This window comes from Neisseria yangbaofengii (genome assembly GCF_014898075.1).
Taxonomy (GTDB): domain Bacteria; phylum Pseudomonadota; class Gammaproteobacteria; order Burkholderiales; family Neisseriaceae; genus Neisseria; species Neisseria yangbaofengii.
In genome coordinates, this window is record NZ_CP062976.1 from 1893162 (window position 1) to 1912185 (window position 19024).

Genomic DNA, 19024 nt, shown 5'->3' on the forward strand with positions numbered 1-19024 from the left:
TGCAAGCATTTCAGACGGTCTATTCAATACACAGTCTTTAAACCATCTGAAGATTATTCCAACCGACAACACATTTCAGCCGGCCTTAATTATTTTAAGGCCGTCTGAAAGATATTACTGCTCTTCGTGCCACTTGTTGCCGTCACGCGCCAACAATTCGCGCGCCGCCTCAGGCCCCCATGAGTGGACATCATAGCCGTGTGGCGCTTGGGTATTTTGCGCCCAGTTATCCAAAATCGGCATCACATATTCCCATGCGGCTTCCAATTCGTCACGGCGGTTGAACAAAGCCAGATTACCGTTAATCACATCCAGCAGCAAACGCTCGTAAGCTTCCGGACGACGGCCTGCCAATTGTTTGTCCAAATCGATGGTCATCGGCGTCACTTCGACATTATTGCCCGTGCCCGGTGTTTTAACTTGCGCGCACAAGCGCACGGAGTCAAACGGCTGCAACTCAATCACCAAACGGTTGGCAAACGGTTTGCTGTTCGGAAAAATATGGTTGTCCAAATCACGGAAATTCAACACGATTTCCGCCACTTTATCGGCCATGCGTTTGCCGGTACGCAGATAAAACGGCACGCCTTGCCAACGCTCATTGTCGATCTCGGCTTTAATGGCCACATAAGTTTCGGTGAAGCTCTCGGCCGGCACATCCAATTCCTGCAGATAGCCTTTCATGTCGCCTGCTGCCGTGTATTGGCCGCGAACAACGTTTTCATTCACCGATTCAATGGTCAATGGTTTCAGTGATTTAATCACTTTCACTTTTTCATCGCGCACATCATCGGCATCCAAGCTTTTCGGCGGTTCCATCGCGGTCATGCACAACATCTGCATCAAGTGGTTTTGCACCATGTCGCGCAAGGCACCGGTGATATCATAAAACTCGCCGCGCTCCTCCACGCCCAATTGCTCGGCGATGGTGAGTTGCACACTTTTAATGTATTTATTGTTCCACATCGGCTCGAACATCACGTTGGCAAAGCGTAAGGCCAATACGTTTTGCAGGCTTTCTTTGCCCAAATAATGGTCGATGCGGTAGATTTGCTCTTCTTTGAAGTATTTGCCCACATCATTATTGATTTGTTGCGACGAAGCCAAATCGGTGCCCAGTGGTTTTTCCAAGACCACGCGCACATTTTCGGTATTCAAACCCACAGCCGCCAGATTTTCACAGGCTTGGGCAAAGAATTTCGGTGCGGTTGAAAGATAAACCACCACGCTTTCGGTGTCGGTGCGGGATTTGACTTTATCGCCCAAGGCGGCAAAGTCTTCAGAACGGGTTACGTCAACGGTAAGGTATTCGAGGCGTTTGATGAAAGATGCCCATTGTTCATCGGAAAAGTTTTGTTTCACATGGATTTTTGAGTTGGTTTCAACCTTAGCCAAAAAGCTTTCGGTATCCATTTCGCTGCGGCTCACACCCAAAATGCGCCCTTGCGGATTCAACAATCCGGCCACATGCGCCTGATAGAGACAAGGCAGCAATTTGCGCATGGCCAAATCGCCTGTTGCGCCGAACAACACCAAATCAAAATTTGTTTGAGTACTCATGTTTCATCTTTCATCAAGAAGAGGCATTTAATACCATTTTTTAAGAAATATTTTTTAAAACCCACAACCGTAACGTGACAAATCGGCATAAAATCAGATACATTGAAGCATATCGGAGAATTTGGCTGCGTATTGTCCGTTGAAAAGCCGGCGGAACCGGTAAATTTAGTAGTAATACTACACACCGCTACAGATTTTGTCTATCTTCATTTTCAGAATTTATTTGACTTAGTTTAAGTTTTTAACACATTCACAATTACAGTTTCTTACAATCAACAAAAACCAAGACTTGCATCAAACTTCATGCGGATAAATCAGATAAATTGTAACAAAATTACAGTATTTGTATTATAATATCAATTATATCTGCTTCCGTTCTTTCAGACGGCCTCAGCAGCCGCCCACACAAAACCGAGTCGTATCAATCGACCCAAAGGAGCCATACATGAGCCACACTCCTATCCATCCAAAACTCGCGGAAATTACCCGGCGTATCATCGACCGCAGCCAAGCAACGCGTGCCAAATATTTAGCCAAAATCCGCGCTGCCAAACAGCAAGGCCGCTTGGAGCGCAATCAATTGGGTTGCAGTAACCTTGCCCACGGTTATGCCGCCATGCCCAAAAGCATCAAAATCGAAATGCTGCAGGAAACTGTGCCTAACTTAGGCATCATCACCGCTTACAACGACATGGTTTCGGCGCACCAGCCTTTCAAAGATTTCCCTGATTGGATTAAGGATGAAGCCCGGAAAAACGGTGCCACCGCGCAAGTTGCCGGTGGGACACCGGCCATGTGTGACGGCATTACCCAAGGTTATGCCGGTATGGAATTGTCTTTGTTCTCGCGCGACGTGATTGCGATGAGCACGGCTGTGGGCATGTCGCACCAAATGTTCGACGGCGGCCTGTATATGGGCGTGTGCGACAAAATCGTACCCGGTCTGATGATTGGCGCCTTATCGTTCGGTCACGTTCCGGCGGTATTTTTACCAGCAGGCCCGATGGCCAGCGGCATCAGCAATAAAGACAAAGCACGCACCCGCCAATTGTTTGCCGAAGGCAAAGTCGGCCGCGATGCCTTGCTGGAAAGCGAAATGGGGTCTTACCACAGCCCCGGCACCTGCACTTTCTACGGCACCGCCAATTCCAACCAAATGATGATGGAAATGATGGGCGTGCATTTACCGGCCGCCGCGTTTGTGCATCCTTATACCGATTTGCGCGAAGCCCTTACCCGCTACGGTGCCGCCCACTTGGCACAAGGCATCCGCAACGGCACTGCTCTGCCATTGGGCGAAATGTTGACGGAAAAATCATTCATCAATGCCTTGATCGGCCTGATGGCCACCGGCGGCTCGACCAACCATACCATGCACTTAGTTGCCATGGCGCGTGCGGCGGGTGTGATTTTGAACTGGGATGATTTTGACGAAATTTCTGCAATTATTCCATTGCTGATTCGTGTTTACCCGAACGGCAAAGCCGATGTCAACCACTTCGCCGCAGCCGGCGGTTTGCCATTTGTGATTCGCGAATTACTGGATGCGGGCTTGCTGCATGACGATGTTGACACCGTAGCCGGCCGCGGCATGCGCCACTACACCCAAGAGCCGTTCTTGATTGACGGCAAACTGGAATGGCGTGAAGCCCCGACCGAAAGCGGCAACGACGACATCTTGCGCAAAATCGACAACCCATTCTCGCCGGACGGCGGTTTGCGCCTGATGCAAGGCAACATCGGCCGCGGCGTGATTAAAGTATCCGCCATCCGCGAAGGCTGCCGCATCATCGAAGCTCCTGCCATCGTGTTCAATGACCAGCGCGAAGTATTGGAAGCTTTTGACCGCGGCGAACTTGAACGCGACTTTGTGTGCGTGGTGCGCTACCAAGGCCCGCGTGCCAACGGTATGCCCGAATTACACAAACTCACCCCGCCTTTGGGCATTTTGCAAGACCGCGGTTTCAAAGTGGCGCTGCTGACCGACGGCCGCATGTCGGGCGCGTCGGGCAAAGTTCCGGCTGCCATCCACATGACACCTGAAGCCTTGATGGGCGGCGGCATCGGCAAAATCCGCACCGGTGATTTAATCCGCTTCGATTCCGTCACCGGCGAATTAAACGTACTCATCAACGAAAACGAATGGGCGGCACGCGAAGTCGATCAAATTGATTTGAACGCCAATCAGCAAGGCTGCGGCCGCGAATTGTTTGCCAACTTCCGCAGTATGACCAGCTCGGCAGAAACCGGCGCCATGAGTTTCGGCGGCGAATTTGCCTAAACCTTTTTCAGACGGCCTGTTGATAAATTTTCAAGGCCGTCTGAAACCCGTTAACGAAGCGAACTTATTTTCGAGGAACAAACATGTCTGCAACACTCACCCCACGCGAAATCTTAAGCGCAGGCGCAGTTATCCCTGTGATGGCGATTGACGATTTATCTAAGGCCGTTGATTTGGCGCATGCCTTGGTGGAAGGCGGCATTCCGACGCTGGAAATCACTTTGCGCACGCCGGTCGGCGTGGATGCCATCCGTCTGATTGCCAAAGAAGTGCCAAACGCCATTGTCGGCGCAGGCACGGTAACCACCCCCGAGCAACTCAAAGCCGTGGAAGATGCCGGTGCAGTATTCGCCATCAGCCCGGGTTTGCACGAAACTTTGGCCAAAGCCAGCCATCAAAGCAGCATTCCATTGATTCCGGGCGTAGCCACACCGAGCGAAGTGCAATTGGCCTTGGAACACGGCATCGACACCTTGAAGCTGTTCCCTGCCGAAGTAGTCGGCGGCAAAGCCATGCTCAAGGCCTTGTACGGCCCTTACCCTGACATCCGCTTTTGCCCGACCGGCGGCATCACTTTGGAAAGCGCACCGGAATACTTAGCCTTGCCGAATGTGTTGTGCGTCGGCGGCTCATGGCTGACCCCAAAAGATGCGGTGGAAAACCAAGATTGGGCGGCCATCACCCGCCTGGCCAAAGAAGCAGCTGCTCTGAAAGCTTAACCGGCTTATATAGTGGATTCACTTTAAAATCAGGACAAAGCGGCGAGCCGAAGACAGTATAGATAACGGCTAGGCGAACCAACACCGTACTATTTTAAAGTGGATTCACTATAGTGAATTCACTTTAAAAGTATTACAACGTAAACGGCCTGTTCCAAATTTTCAGACGGCATCAATGTGAGTTAAAGAACCCGTGCGTGCTTTGGCACGCACCCTACCGTTGGCGGGAAGGGATTAGCTGCCGTAGGGTGGGCAACTTGTTGCCCACCAAAACCATATTTCAACTATCATTGATTTACTGGTTTGTACAGAAAATTTGGTTGATTCACTATATACAAATAAAATGCCGTCTGAAACATTAGTTTCAGACGGCATTTTATTTGGCTTAGCCTTTATTTCGGAATCACCAAAAAATTAATCAAAAATTCTTTAAACACAAAGCCGAACACACCGAAGCCCAGCACGAAAAACAGCATAAACATGCCGAATTTACCGGCTTTCGATTCTTTGCCCAGCTTGTAAACGATAAAGCCCAAAAAAATAATCAGACCCGTTAAGCAGATTCTCATCGCCCAAGTGGCGAAAACGGCCTCATCCATGTGTTTTTTTCCTTTTTCATTGGTGTGATGTTTCAGACGGCCTCATAGCCTTCATCAGGCCGTCTGAACAATAAACAATCTTTTGCCAATATTATAGGACTAAGCCAAGGCCTGTTGCAAATCACCGATTAAATCATCGACATGCTCCAAGCCGACCGACAAACGTACCAAGCCTTGACGGATACCGGCGGCCAGCTTGTCTTCCGGCGACATACGTGCGTGGGTGGTTGTCCACGGATGGGTGACGGTCGAGCGCACATCGCCCAAGTTGGCCGTACGCGAAAACACGTTCACGCCGTCAATCACTTTCCATGCCGCATCTTGGCCGGCCAATTCGAAACCGACCACAATGCCGCCGCCGTTTTGCTGGCGTTCAACCAGTTCACGCTGCGGATGATCGGGCAGACCGGCATAATACACCGCTTTCACCTGCGGCTGCTGTTGCAGCCATTTCGCCACTTTCAGCGCATTATCAAATTGCTTTTCCATACGGATGGAAAGCGTTTCAATACCGGTCAGCAATTCAAATGAGTTAAACGGCGAAATCGCCAAACCACAAGAATTGGCATATACCGCCACTTGATTCATCAAAGCTTCCGAACCGGACAACACGCCGCCCGCCACGCGGCCGTGACCGTCAATCGCTTTAGTCGCGGATTGCACGGAAATGTCGGCACCGCATTGCAAAGGCTGCTGGCCGAATGGCGACATCAAGCTGTTGTCCACCACCAATAAAGCCTTATTCTCATGTGCTAAAGCTGCCAAAGCCTGCAAATCGGCCACCTCGCTCAACGGATTAGACGGCGTTTCCAAAAAAAACAGCTTGGTGTTGCCCTGCACTGCAGCACGCCATTCGGCCACATCAACGGTCGAGACATAGCTCACCTCAATGCCGAAGCGTTTCACTACGGTATCGATAAAACCGACAGTCGTGCCGAACAAGCCGCGGCTGCAAATCACATGATCGCCCGCACTTAAAAAAGTCAAAAACGCCGCCTGAATCGCCGACATGCCGGTCGATGTGGCCACCGCGCGATCTGCGCCTTCCAAAGCCGCCACTCGTTTTTCAAAAGCAGCGGTGGTCGGGTTAGCGGTGCGGGTATAGGTAAAGCCTTTAACTTTTTTCGAGAACAAATCCGCCGCATGCGCCGCACTTTCCCACATAAAGCTGCTTGTCAGAAACAGAGCTTGGTTGTGTTCGTTGTAAGCGGTTTGCTCTTTGCCGGCGCGGATGGCCAAGGTTTGCGGATGAAGCTTTTTCGTCATGATTGAATCCTGAATGTTCAAGGCCGTCTGAAAACGGAAATAAAAAAAGCAGCATTGCGTCTGCTGTATCGGCCTTCATGTAATTTGTTAATATTTTGCGCCGATTTTAATTTGGTTTCAAGAACAAAAAGCGTGCGGAATCAGATATTCATTATTAAGATAAAACTAATATTAGCCATTCTATTTTTGAATAACTCAGGTGTAGAAATCCCAGCGTTGTTTACACTTTTTCTTTTTTTGCCTGAGGGCCCGTTTGGGGATTCCGAACGTTGCCAAGAATACCGAAAGGCACGGCAAAGCCGCATGGTTCTTAATAACGCTCGAAAATCCTAACACAATCGTTCGGGCAAAAAACAAAAGCCGTTGTGCATAAAAATTGTAAACAGCCCGTCGATTTCCTACAACTCAGGCCGTCTGAAAGTAATATGATTTCAGACGGCCTTAAATAATCATTGATAGATCTTGCCGTTGTGTTTCAACCAGCCGTCAATATGCCGGCCGTTCGGGTCATGGTGCGTCCAATGAATCACTCCGCCTTGTTCCGACCATTCGTATACGCCGTAAAAACGCACGGTATCGCCTTTTTTCAAGCCTTTGATTTTATCGGCCAAGTCGATATTGTGCGCCACCAATAAGCTTTGGCCGCTGGATAATTTCAAGATAAAGCGTTGATGGCGCGAGCCTTTGTTGTCATCAGGCAAGGTCTTTTTCACCACGCCTTCGCCTTCGATTTGCAGCTTGCTTCGCCGCTCTTCAAATGCACGTTGCAATACCGCTTCGGCATTGCCATTTGCCGCGGATTGGCCGGAACGCGTTTGACCGTGTTCGGACGGCCTTGACTGCGTTTGCCCCTGCTGCGGATCTTGCGCTGTATCCTGCCATTTTTGGTAGCCGAAAAACGCCGCAGCAACAACGGCAATCCAAATCCATTTATTCATTCGGCTTATTTCTCACGCTTGTATTTCATTTCGTATTTCAAATCGGCCAGCACTTTTTTCACATTGTGATCAAGCAAATCTTCCACCAAGGCCGGTGCTTGTTCGTTTAAAGTTTGCTGCAAATTATAAGAAAGCAAAGCCATTTGTTTTTGCAGGGCGACCCGAATCATGCCGTTTACTGCATCAGTAACGTGCGGGCGCATGCGCTTGATGAGACGCTCGGCCAATTCTTGTTCGGATATGCAAAACACTTCCCGGCGGCCGACGGCCTGAGGATTCAATATATTGATATTTACCACCACTTTTTGTTCGGCATCGTCAAGGCCGTCTGAATGCTCGGTTTCATTCATATTTTCAGACGGCATGGCTTCTTCGTTTTTATCTTGCGGCCCGGGAAATTCAACGGTTTGGCGTTTCGGATTCAGCCACACGGTACGGGTCGATTCGATGTGTTTTTCGGAAACGCGCATTTGCAAGGCGTTTTGCGCGCTCAACCAGTTTTCCTGCAGCAACACCATATCGTCGGTTTCGATGTCTTCATGTTGCGCCACTTCGACATTGTGTTCTTCCTGCCATTTGCGCATGTATTCCTTCAATACCTTATCGCGCGATTTTTGATCGAGCTCATAAGGTTTGTCGGTTTTAGCGACATTCCGGCGCGCATCTTTCGATTCGCGAATCAAGGGCGCGTGTGCGTAAGGCGCGTTAATCTGACGGGTCTGGCGCAATTGCTCCAACCGGCGTTCCCAGTTGAAATCGTTTTCCGTTTCCGATGAAGGGCTTGGCTTTTTGGTATCCATTTTTATCTCGTTGCAATTTCCGTTTCGCAATCAAACCGCTTGATTTGCTATAATGCGGCATTCTATCAGATTCCTAAGGAATAGACATGAGCAGCATTGAGCAACGATTAGAATTTTTGGAAGAGTCAAACGAAGTTTTGCGCATGCAGAATCACGTTTTGGCAACCGCACTCAAAGGCCTGATTCGCGCCCTACCCGGCGATACGGCCCAAGACGCGGTTGAATCTATTCAACTGGCATTTGAAGATGCCTTGGCCGAACTCAACTACGAAGACAGCCCGCACACGGATTTGTTCCACGACGTGACTTACGCTTTTTTCCGCGAAAAAGAGCACTGATTCAATCCGATAAACTGCAAAAAGTTTATGCCGCGCATTTCCCTGCCATTATAGGCTTATGCTAAAATCGCGTTTTATTTAATTTCGATTCACCACATACCACATAGAGGAGACTCGCCATGAACATGAAAAAATGGATTGCCGCAGCCATCGCTTGCTCGGCACTGACCTTGGGCGCATGCGGCGGCCAAAGCAAAGACACCGCCGGTGCCGCACCTGCTGCCGACCCAAATAAAGTATACCGCGTGGCCATGAATGCCGAATTTGCCCCATTCGAATCACGCGATGCCAACGGTAACGTTGAAGGCTTCGACGTTGACTTGATGGATGCTATGGCCAAAGCCGGCAACTTCAAAATCGAATACAAACACCAGCCTTGGGAAAGCCTGTTCCCGGCACTGAAAAATGGTGATGTAGACATCGTGATTTCCGGCGTGACCATCACAGATGAACGTAAACAATCGATGGAATTTACCGACTCGTATTTTGAAATCGCCCAAGTAGTATTGGTACCGCAAGGCAAAAGTATCGCCAACTCCGAAGACTTGAAAAATCTGAACAAAGTCGGCGTGGTAACCGGCCAAACCGGCGACTTTTCCGTGTCTAAACTGTTAGGCAACGACAGTCCGAAAATCGCCCGCTTTGAAACCGTACCGTTAGTAGTTAAAGAATTGGAAAACGGCGGTTTGGATGCCGTGGTGAGCGACAGCGCTGTGATTGCCAACTATGTGAAAAACAACCCGACCAAAGGCATGGATTTTGTTACCCTGCCTGATTTCACCGTTGAAAACTACGGCATCGCTACCCGCAAAGGCGATGAAGCCACTGTCCAAATGCTGAATAATGCGCTGAAAAAAGTACGCGAAAGCGGCGAATACGAGCAAATCAAAGCCAAATACTTTGCTGACGATGCAAAGAATTAATTTGATTTAATGCGGTAAAATATAACAAGGCCGTCTGAAATTTAATGTTTCAGACGGCCTTGTGACTTTGAAAACTTTGGCACGATAAAATCAGCAACTCAGACGGCCTTTTATTAATGTGCTTCCATCACGGTTAGTTTTTCATCGACTGCACCGGAGCAGGAATACGGCCGCCACGGTTAACGAATACTTCGCACGAACCGTCTTTGACCGGCATAATCGGTGCATAGCCCAACAGACCGCCGAATTCGACGCTTTCGCCCACTCCTTTACCGGTAACCGGAATGATGCGCACGGCGGTAGTTTTACCGTTGATCATGCCGATGGCGGCTTCGTCGGCAATGATGCCGCAAAGAGTGTGCGCTGGGGTATCACCCGGTACGGCAATCATATCCAGACCAACCGAACACACGGCGGTCATAGCTTCAAGCTTATCCAAGGTCAACACACCTGCTTCAGCAGCGGCAATCATACCTTCGTCTTCTGAAACCGGAATAAATGCGCCGCTCAAGCCGCCGACGGCACTCGATGCCATCATGCCGCCTTTTTTCACGGCATCATTCAATAAGGCCAAAGCGGCAGTGGTGCCGTGTGTGCCGCACACGCTCAAGCCCATTTCTTCGAGAATACGGGCAACGGAATCACCGACTGCAGGAGTCGGCGCCAAAGACAAATCCAGAATACCGAACGGAATATTCAACATTTTAGATGCTTCGTGGCCAATCAACTCGCCCACACGGGTGATTTTGAAGGCGGTTTTTTTCACCACTTCGGCCACTTCAGTCAAGGTAGTCGCATTGGAATGTTCCAAAGCTGCTTTCACCACACCCGGGCCGGATACGCCGACGTTAATAATTGCATCCGCTTCACCCGAGCCGTGGAACGCACCCGCCATAAACGGATTGTCTTCCACCGCGTTGCAGAACACCACGATTTTGGCGCAGCCGAAACCTTCCGGCGTAATCTCAGCGGTGTGTTTGATGGTTTCACCTGCCAATTTCACCGCATCCATATTGATGCCGGCACGGGTGGAACCGATATTGATAGAAGCGCACACAATGTCGGTTGTTTTCATCGCTTCCGGAATCGAGCGGATCAACACTTCATCAGAAGGAGACATGCCTTTTTGCACCAAGGCAGAAAAACCGCCGATAAACGACACGCCGATGGCTTTGGCGGCTTTATCCAAGGTTTGCGCCACACTGACATAAGAACCGGCCTTGGTCGCTGCGGCAATTTGGGCAATCGGCGTAACAGAAATGCGCTGGTTCACAATCGGCACACCGTATTTGGCCGACAAATGCTTGGCTGTAGCCACCAAATCTTTGCCGACAGTGGTGATTTTGTTGTAGATATTTCGGTTCAGTACATCAATATCGCTGCTGATGCAGTCGTGCAAATCAATGCCGATGGTGATGGTGCGCACGTCAAAATTCTGGTCGGCAACCATTTTGACGGTTTCTAAAATCTCGCTGGATTGGATACTCATTTTTCAGACGGCCTTTCAAATACGGTGCATGGCTTGGAAAATTTCCTCGTTCTGCATACGGATATCCAGCGCCAGTTTTTGGCTCTCGGCTGCGAATACGTCCAACATTTCCTGACGGGATTTCGGACATTTTGCCGTATCTACCAAGATAATCATGGTGAAAAAATCGTCCATCAACTGCTGGCTGATATTGAGGATATTGATTCGATTTTCCGAAAGAATTTTGGATACATCATATACAATGCCGACACGGTCTTTGCCGATAACGGTAATCACAGAATGACTCATGGGTTTGCTCCGCAAATGAAAATGTGGTTCATTATATAGTGAATTGACCGAAAAACACCATAAGGCGACGAACCGCTCTTCCAAAGATTGCAGAATTGATTAGATATATTAGGATTTAGTATGAGGTTTATTAGAAAATTTTTGGTTTCTTTTTGTTTTTCAGTGCTGGGGATTATTGTAATTATTTTTATAGGTGTCATTTTTTATCCAATTTTCCAGATACTTGAATATTTAATTCATGATATGGAAATTAACTGGAGTAGCATTCTATCTGATGCAATTAATAATACCTCTATTAAATTCAATATACCTAAGATACTGTTAATGGGCTTTATAATTTCCGTCCTCGCAATGATTAGAATGTATTGGTTTACATGGAATAAAAAGAAAAATAGCAAGCCGTAATCTGCATAAAACCTAAAATTTATGTATAGTAAAAACACCTAATAATCCGTACGGTTTCCAATTAATGCGTAGGATGGGTTTTGACCCGGCATGATTTAAAATATCTAGCAATATAAGGTTTTGTTGGGTTACGCCCGTACCTCACTAACCGCAACCTACGCCCGATTTTGTATGGAAAATTTGGGGTTTTCACTATAAGACCGGCGGAACAGAATTCAGACGTTAATTTGACTGCCCAACAGGAAACCACCCATACCTCACCCATACAGTAATGGGTATGGCTACTGCTAGTAAGACCGTCTGAAAATTGAGTTTTCAGACGGCCTCTCCCTGATTTACTTCTTGCGCTGATTCAATAAATTGACAATATCTTGCCGGGCAATATACATCGTTGTCCGCCCCAACAAAGATTTCATCAGGATTTTATGCCGGCAGAGATTTTCTAAATATTTTCTAGCTGTATTATCGCCCACGCCCAACAGATTTTTCACTTCTTTAGCCATAAAAACCTTTCCCGGGTTTTTAATGGCTTTTTTCAGCAAAATAATCTCTTTAGCATTTAATTCATCAGCAATCGATGTATTGGACAGCCAATTCAATGTTTCCTGAAATTCCTGATTTTTCTTATCTAAAAATCTGAATAATTCCTCAATCGCATTCTTAATGGTCTGCAGTTGGTAAATGATGAAATAAGTCAAATCATTGTCGTCAGTTTCTGTATAAAGGTATGAAGCAGCATATTTTGCAGCAGCATTTTTTAATAATTTGCTGATTGAAATATATTCAAACTCACTATATCCGTTTTTCATCATAAACCAGTAAAATAATGCTCTTGCCGTTCTGCCGTTACCGTCGCAAAACGGGTGCTCGTAACCAATCATAAAATGGAGGATAATTGCTTTAACAATAGGATGAATAAATGTTTTTTCCTGATTATCCGCATTTGCAAAATCACACAAAGCCTGCAAACGCTCCGTCAATTCCATGTACTTGGGCGGAATATGAACAGGGTCGTTTTGATAGTTAACCACATAAACATCATCATTATCTCTTATCATACCAGGCTTAATTTTTTCATCATCAATCCCATCTGTAGCGATATGATGAAGTTTAAGTATAAGTTCAATACTGAGTTTATCCTGCTTTCTTGCTGCCACTTCCTTCATTAAACAATAATTATTAAAAATCATTTTTTCATCGGTGGTTTTCGGTTTTCGTTCTTCCTCCAGCATTTGCAGCGCAACTACCCTAGTCGTCGCAGCTCCCTCCAATTGCGAACTCGAAATCGATTCTTCAAATTTCAACGTATTGGACAAAAATTCGCTTTTCTGGCCTTTTTCCATGTAATACTGTGTCAGCCTTGCCCTTAATTCGTCAATCTTATGAATCAAGGCAAAACAGTTATTCGGAAGATTAAACTGAAACGGCACACCATTTTTATCCGAAAGTTCTATCTTTCTTAACGTTGCAATCCTGGCTAATTTGATTTTCAGCCATTTTTTTTCAACAACTTCAGTATTTCTATTATATCTGCGCAATTTGTCCCAATGGATATAATCCGTTGTAATATCCGATAAATCCATCGTTAACACTTGATTAAGCTTCTCAGCATACTTCATCATAAGATGATGAAATGTAGATGGTTTTTCAACTTTTCTCATTTCTTATCTCATTTTTATAAAATTGAGATAACTATATCAGATTTTAAATATCACGTGTCAATATTCAAAAACAAAAGCCGTCTGAAAATGCGATTTTCAGACGGCTTTATCATCAAATCCAAACAGTTTTATTCGTAATAAGTGAATTTTGCCCGTTTGATGTTGCACAATAATTCATACGCAATTGTACCGGCGGCTCGGGCGACTTCGTTGATATTGACCACATCGCCCCACAGCTCGACTTCATGCCCCAAGCCGTCTTGGGCGGCGTTGAGTTCGATGGTCATCATATCCATCGACACTCTGCCGATCACACGGCTGCGCTTACCGTCCACGGCAACGGGCGAATCGGTGGAGGCCCGACGGGGATAGCCGTCGGCATAACCGCAGGCAATCAGGCCGACGCGGGTGGATTTGGACGTATAAAACGTGGCACCATAGCCAATCGGCGAATGTGGCTGTAACACGCGTTCGCCGAACACGCACGAAGTCAGGCGCATTACCGGTTTCAAACGCTCATCAACACCGCCAAACGGCGACACGCCATACAAAGCCAGCCCCGCCCTGCCCCAATCGCGGCGCGCTTCAGGTACATTCAAAATCGCCGGCGAATTGGCCAAACTTTCTTCGCCTGCCAAGCCTTCGCAGCCCAAATCGAAGGCTTCAATCTGCATTTCGGTCATACCGTTTTCCGGCTCGTCGGCGCAGGCAAAATGACTGAATTTAACAATGTCGGCAACGTGTTGGCATTGTTTCAACGCAGTGTAGGCGGCGGCGTAATTATGCGGGAAGAAGCCGGTGCGGTGCATACCGGAATCCATTTTCAACCATACGGTTACGGGATTTTGCCATTCGTGATGCACCAAACCTTCCAATTGCCATTGGTTGCCCACCGCAGGCCAGAGTTCGTATTCATCGATGCGGGCATATTCGGCCACATCAAACACGCCTTCGAGCAACACAATCGGATTGTCGATGCCGCTTTCGCGCAATTCAACCGCTTCTTCCAAAGCCGCCACGGCGAAACCGTCGGCCAAATCGGCCAAAGCATGCGCACAACGCACCGCACCGTGGCCGTAGGCATTGGCCTTGACTACTGCCAAGAGTTTGTTGCCGTGAATATTTTTTAAGGTTTGGTAATTGTGGCGCAGATGATCCAAACGGATTTCGGCTTGTAAGGGGCGCATGTTTTATCCTTTGTTTGAGTCGGTCCGTCCGGGAAAGATAAACCTGAATTTCCCAGCCGACCGACTTTTCAGACGGCCTGTATGTTGTTTATTATAGGCTGATTGTGTTGTTTTTCAAATATGGAAACTGATTAAGGCCGTCTGAAAATAAATTGGGTATTTCAAACGGCCTATTGTTTCAGACAGCCCTGATTCAAGCGTAGCGGGCCATGCCTAAATCGTCGGTACGGATTTCGGGGGTAACATCGCTCACCAAATCAGCGGTGATACGACCGGAACCAAGCGACATCGTCCAGCCCAAAGTGCCGTGACCTGTATTTAAGAACAAATTCGCATATTGCGTTGCGCCGATGATGGGCGTACTGTCGGGTGTCATCGGACGCAAGCCGCTCCAGAACGTGGCTTTGCCCACATCGCCGCCCCGCGGATACAAATCCTGCACCACCAAAGCCAAGGTTTCGCGCCGCTCTTGCGGCAGCTTGATTTCATAACCCGATAATTCGGCCATACCGCCGACGCGGATGCGGTCGTTGAAGCGGGTGATGGCGACTTTGTAGGTTTCGTCCAAAATCGTCGATACCGGCGCTTCATCGCCATGGGTAATCGGCACAGTGAGCGAGTAGCCTTTTACCGGATAAATCGGTAAATCCAAGCCTAATTGCGCCATCACCGTACGGCTGAAGCTGCCCAGGCAGCACACGAAGCGGTCGGCTTCAAAGCATTGGCCGTTGGCGATGACAGCAGTAATGTTTTGGCCTTGATGCTCGATGCGCTCAATGTTGTGTTCAAACTTAAACACCGCGCCCTTGTCTTCGCATAAGTCCTGCAACCGCCGGGTGAACAGATGGCAATCGCCTGTGCTGTCATTGGGCAGATGCAGCGCCCCGGCGATTTTGCCCAAAGCATGGTGCAAAGCCGGCTCGAATTGCAGGCATTCTTCCGGCTGCAATCGCTGATACGGCACACCGTATTCCTCCAAGACTTCAATGTCTTTTGCCGCAGCAGCCACTTCTTTTTGCGTGCGGAAAATCTGTAATGTACCTTTGTGGCGGCCTTCGAAATCCAAACCGGTTTCGGCTTCAAAGCGGCGGAACATCTCGCGGCTGTATTCAGAAATCCGCACCATGCGTTCTTTATTGGTTTGGTAACGCTCGGCGGTGCAGTTTTGCAGCATACTCATCAGCCATTGCCATTGGAAACGGCTACCGTCGGGTTTCAAAATCAAAGGCGAATGCGGGCGAAACAGCCATTTGGCTGCTTTGGCGGGAATACCGGGCGCCGCCCAAGGCGTGGTGTAGCCGTAGGAAAGCTGGCCTGCATTGGCAAAACTGGTTTCCTGCGCCGCCGCTTCCGCCCGGTCAATCACCGTCACCTGATGGCCTTTTTCCAATAAATACCAAGCCGTTGCGATGCCGGTTACGCCGGCACCCAAAACCACTACGTTCATACCTCTCCATTGCTTCTATACAAAATAAATGTAGTGTAGTGTAGTCGATTTTTATCAGGATATTTCACTTTATTTTTTTAATTTTATAAATTATTATCCTGAAAAGTAATTTTTAAAAAGTGATTTTAACCATGAAGGAATTGAATAAAACCGATTTGAAAATCTTAAAATTACTGCAACAAAACGCGCGTATTCCGATGACCGAATTGGCCGAAAAAGTCGGCTTATCCACCACACCGGTGACCGAGCGCGTGCGCCGTTTGGAACGCGATCATTTTATCACCGGCTATCATGCGCATCTGAATCCGCACGCTCTCGGACAAAGCTTGCTGGTATTTGTGGAAATTAAATTGCGCTCAAAATCGGGCAATATTTTTGAAGACTTCCGCCGCGAAGTAGCGCATATTCCGCAGATTTTGGAGTGTCACCTGGTATCGGGCGAATATGATTATCTGATTAAAGTGCGCCTGCCGGATATGTCGGCTTATCGCGATATGCTGGGCAATATTCTGCTGCAACTGCCTGCCGCTGCCGAAAGCCGCAGCTATGTGGTGATGGAGGAAGTAAAAGAAATGCCGATGTTGAATTTGGATTAAATAAGATGAAAGGCCGTCTGAAAAATGATTTTCAGACGGCCTGAAATGTAGGAAATCGTCGGGTTGTTTACACTTCTTATGCAAAACAGCTTTTATTTTCTGCGTGAATGATTGTTTTAGGATTTTCTGCATCTCTTAAGATTCGTCAACGACACACCGCAGCAACGATATTCTCAGTATAACCCGTTTTACCCCATACCTGTTTGGCGGGATCGGCAATATCGGATTGCAATTGGTTATGGCAGTCTATCCACACCGGTAAGGCTTGCGCGCTCATGCGGCGCTCGAAGAAATACAGATTGGCGCGGCGGATGTTGCGCTCTGGATCAACGGTTTCCACGTTAGCGGTATCCACAGCAACGAATTTCAATACCTGTGGCTTAACATACGACCACGGCTTGTAAAAAGCCGTTTCGGGAATTCCGGCCACCACTTTGGTTTCAGACGGCAATCGTGAACGGGTATGCTCAAACCAAGTGTATTCACTAAACACTTGAAACCCGATCATGCCCAAACCGGCTGCGGCAGGAATCAGCCATTTCGGTAATTTTTTGAACATCGTGCGCAAAACCAGCGCGATACCGGCAGCGCCGAAACCGGCGGTAACGGTGGCAATGAGTTCCCACAGCATAAACGTTCCTTTGATGTGTTTTTGTTTTCGAACGGCATGATAGGTGTTTCTAGGCCGTCTGAAAAGTATTTTCAGCTTGATATAAAAAACGCGGGTTTGTTTCAACCCACGTTTTGCTTACTGCATGGATTAGTGGTCGATAGCTTCGCCTGCGCCGCGTGGATAACGCACGCTTTCTACCAAGTCTTGTACATCTTGTGGCGGCTCTTTACCCATTGCCGACACGATGAAGGCAACCGCAAAGTTCAACACCGCACCAATCGGGCCGAAACCCAGTGGGGAAATACCGAAAATCCAGTTTTCAGGGGTGTTTTCAAAAGTGTTGGTACCCGGAATGAAGAACCAGCCCATGTACAGGAAAATGTACACACAAGTCGAAATCAAACCAACCAACATACCGGCAACTGCGCCTTTGTCATTCACACGTTTCGAGAAAATACCCATCATCAAAGTCGGGAAAATCGAAGCGGCTGCAATACCGAAGGCCAGTGCCACTACTTGCGCCGCAAAACCCGGCGGGTTGATACCCAACCATGTCGCAATCACAATCGCAATTGTCATCGACACACGCGCGGCCATCAATTCGCCTTTGTCGCCAATATCAGGTTTGAGTGTTTTCTTAATCAAATCATGCGAGATGGCAGACGAGATGGCGAGCAGCAAACCGGCAGCGGTGGAGAGTGCGGCAGCCAATCCACCGGCGGCAATCAGGCCGATTACCCAGCTTGGCAGATTTGCAATTTCAGGATTCGCCAAGACCATGATGTCGTTGTTGACGGCCAACTCATTGCCTTCCCAACCACGCTCTTGGGCCGCCGGGAAATCTTTGGCTTTGTCGTTGTAGTATTGGATGCGGCCGTCGCTGTTTTTATCTTCAAACTTCAGCAAACCGGTGTTTTCCCAAGTTTTCATCCATTCGGGACGTGCTTTGTATTCCAACGGTGCAGACTGAACACCTTGCGGATACACGGTTTCAATCAGGTTGATACGCGCCATAGAACCGACAGCAGGTGCAGTAGTGTAAAGCAAGGCGATGAACACCAGCGCCCAACCGGCTGAAGAACGGGCATCCGATACTTTCGGAACTGTGAAAAAACGGATAATCACGTGTGGCAAACCTGCGGTACCAATCATCAGCGACATGGTCAGCAAGAACATATTCACCTTGTCGGGCACATCGGCGGTATAAGACGCAAAGCCCAAATCGGTCACCAAACCATCCAATTTTTGCAGTAAAGGCACACCGGTAGCGGCATCATTGCCGAATAAGCCCAATGGCGGAATCGGGTTGCCGGTCATTTCCAACGAGATGAACACCGCCGGAATGGTATAGGCAATAATCAGCACCACATATTGCGCAACTTGGGTATAAGTAATGCCCTTCATACCGCCCAATACCGCGTAAAAAAGCACCACAAACGCCGCGATAATCAAACCGGTAGTATTGCTCACTTCCAAGAAACGGGAGAATGCTACACCGGCACCGGTCATTTGGCCGATTACATAAGTTGTCGAGGCCAAAATCAAACAGGCCACGGCAATCAGGCGGGCTTGCCGGCTGTAGAAACGGTCGCCGATAAAGTCCGGCACAGTAAACTTACCGAATTTGCGCAAGTATGGTGCCAGCAGCAGAGCCAGTAATACATAGCCGCCGGTCCAACCCATGAGATAAGCCGAAGCGGCGTAGCCGCTCATCGCCAACATCCCGGCCATGGAAATAAACGATGCAGCACTCATCCAGTCGGCACCGGTAGCCATACCGTTCAACACCGGATGCACGCCGCCGCCTGCCACATAGAATTCTTTGGTCGAACCGGCACGCGCCCAAATCGCGATACCGAAATAGAGCGCAAACGACGCACTCACAAATAAGACGTTAATCCAAAATTGACTCAT

17 protein-coding genes are annotated in these 19024 nt (G+C 48.3%); 5 read left to right on the forward strand and 12 right to left on the reverse strand.

Translation table 11 applies throughout. The annotated features are described in order from the left end of the window. Positions 1–114: 114 nt before the first annotated feature. Positions 115–1560 (reverse strand): glucose-6-phosphate dehydrogenase, encoded by a 1446-nt coding sequence (zwf, locus tag H4O27_RS09225; protein ID WP_165008284.1) that lies wholly within the window; start codon positions 1558–1560, stop codon positions 115–117. Between the two features lie 445 nt (positions 1561–2005). Between zwf and edd the strand changes: the two genes are divergently transcribed. Together edd and H4O27_RS09235 are read left to right on the forward strand one after the other, a co-directional pair. Next, positions 2006–3841, forward strand: a complete 1836-nt coding sequence (edd, locus tag H4O27_RS09230; protein ID WP_165008286.1) for a phosphogluconate dehydratase — start codon at positions 2006–2008, stop codon at positions 3839–3841. Positions 3842–3924: 83 nt separating this feature from the next. Beyond that, on the forward strand, positions 3925–4560 hold the full coding sequence (locus tag H4O27_RS09235; protein ID WP_165008288.1) for a bifunctional 4-hydroxy-2-oxoglutarate aldolase/2-dehydro-3-deoxy-phosphogluconate aldolase: 636 nt from the start codon (positions 3925–3927) through the stop codon (positions 4558–4560). Positions 4561–4952: 392 nt separating this feature from the next. Here the strand turns inward: H4O27_RS09235 and H4O27_RS09240 are convergent, their stop codons facing one another. The 4 genes from H4O27_RS09240 to H4O27_RS09255 form a co-directional block, all read right to left on the reverse strand. Then, positions 4953–5159, reverse strand: a complete 207-nt coding sequence (locus H4O27_RS09240; RefSeq protein ID WP_165008290.1) for a DUF2788 domain-containing protein — start codon at positions 5157–5159, stop codon at positions 4953–4955. 99 nt (positions 5160–5258) lie between these two features. After that, positions 5259–6425, reverse strand: coding sequence for an O-succinylhomoserine sulfhydrylase (gene metZ / locus H4O27_RS09245; RefSeq protein ID WP_165008292.1), 1167 nt, complete (start codon positions 6423–6425; stop codon positions 5259–5261). Between the two features lie 449 nt (positions 6426–6874). Beyond that, positions 6875–7363, reverse strand: coding sequence for a DUF3465 domain-containing protein (locus tag H4O27_RS09250; RefSeq protein ID WP_165008294.1), 489 nt, complete (start codon positions 7361–7363; stop codon positions 6875–6877). Between the two features lie 5 nt (positions 7364–7368). Next, positions 7369–8163, reverse strand: a complete 795-nt coding sequence (locus H4O27_RS09255) for a hypothetical protein (protein WP_165008296.1) — start codon at positions 8161–8163, stop codon at positions 7369–7371. 86 nt (positions 8164–8249) lie between these two features. Between H4O27_RS09255 and H4O27_RS09260 the strand changes: the two genes are divergently transcribed. Then, entirely contained in the window at positions 8250–8501 is a 252-nt protein-coding gene (locus H4O27_RS09260; RefSeq protein ID WP_165008298.1) for an NGO1151 family protein, read from the forward strand. 119 nt (positions 8502–8620) lie between these two features. Beyond that, positions 8621–9424 carry a basic amino acid ABC transporter substrate-binding protein gene (locus H4O27_RS09265; protein WP_165008301.1) on the forward strand — a complete coding sequence of 268 codons (804 nt, stop codon included), beginning with the start codon at positions 8621–8623 and terminating at the stop codon, positions 9422–9424. Positions 9425–9557: 133 nt separating this feature from the next. On the opposite strand, the gene H4O27_RS09270 is transcribed toward H4O27_RS09265, so the two are convergent. The 5 genes from H4O27_RS09270 to H4O27_RS09290 all read right to left on the reverse strand — a co-directional run bounded on the left by H4O27_RS09270 (position 9558) and on the right by H4O27_RS09290 (position 15901). Further along, positions 9558–10913, reverse strand: coding sequence for a PFL family protein (locus tag H4O27_RS09270; RefSeq protein ID WP_165008303.1), 1356 nt, complete (start codon positions 10911–10913; stop codon positions 9558–9560). A 15-nt stretch (positions 10914–10928) separates the two neighbouring features. Continuing rightward, a complete protein-coding gene (locus H4O27_RS09275) occupies positions 10929–11201 on the reverse strand; it encodes an ACT domain-containing protein (protein WP_165008305.1) in 273 nt (90 codons plus the stop codon). Positions 11202–11941: 740 nt separating this feature from the next. Beyond that, entirely contained in the window at positions 11942–13267 is a 1326-nt protein-coding gene (locus H4O27_RS09280; protein ID WP_165008307.1) for a Fic family protein, read from the reverse strand. A 128-nt stretch (positions 13268–13395) separates the two neighbouring features. Further along, positions 13396–14454: an alanine racemase gene (gene alr, locus H4O27_RS09285; RefSeq protein ID WP_165008309.1), complete on the reverse strand. Its 1059-nt coding sequence runs from the start codon at positions 14452–14454 to the stop codon at positions 13396–13398. 193 nt (positions 14455–14647) lie between these two features. Beyond that, positions 14648–15901 carry a D-amino acid dehydrogenase gene (locus H4O27_RS09290; protein ID WP_165008311.1) on the reverse strand — a complete coding sequence of 418 codons (1254 nt, stop codon included), beginning with the start codon at positions 15899–15901 and terminating at the stop codon, positions 14648–14650. Positions 15902–16032: 131 nt separating this feature from the next. Between H4O27_RS09290 and H4O27_RS09295 the strand changes: the two genes are divergently transcribed. Continuing rightward, the gene (locus H4O27_RS09295) at positions 16033–16497 is read left to right on the forward strand and encodes an Lrp/AsnC ligand binding domain-containing protein (RefSeq protein WP_165008313.1); all 465 of its coding nucleotides are present in this window, start codon (positions 16033–16035) and stop codon (positions 16495–16497) included. Between the two features lie 145 nt (positions 16498–16642). On the opposite strand, the gene H4O27_RS09300 is transcribed toward H4O27_RS09295, so the two are convergent. Both H4O27_RS09300 and H4O27_RS09305 read right to left on the reverse strand, forming a co-directional pair. Continuing rightward, complete coding sequence (locus H4O27_RS09300; RefSeq protein WP_165008315.1) at positions 16643–17128, reverse strand: hypothetical protein; 486 nt, start codon at positions 17126–17128, stop codon at positions 16643–16645. A 129-nt stretch (positions 17129–17257) separates the two neighbouring features. Next, on the reverse strand, positions 17258–19024 hold the full coding sequence (locus tag H4O27_RS09305) for a sodium:solute symporter family protein (protein WP_165008316.1): 1767 nt from the start codon (positions 19022–19024) through the stop codon (positions 17258–17260).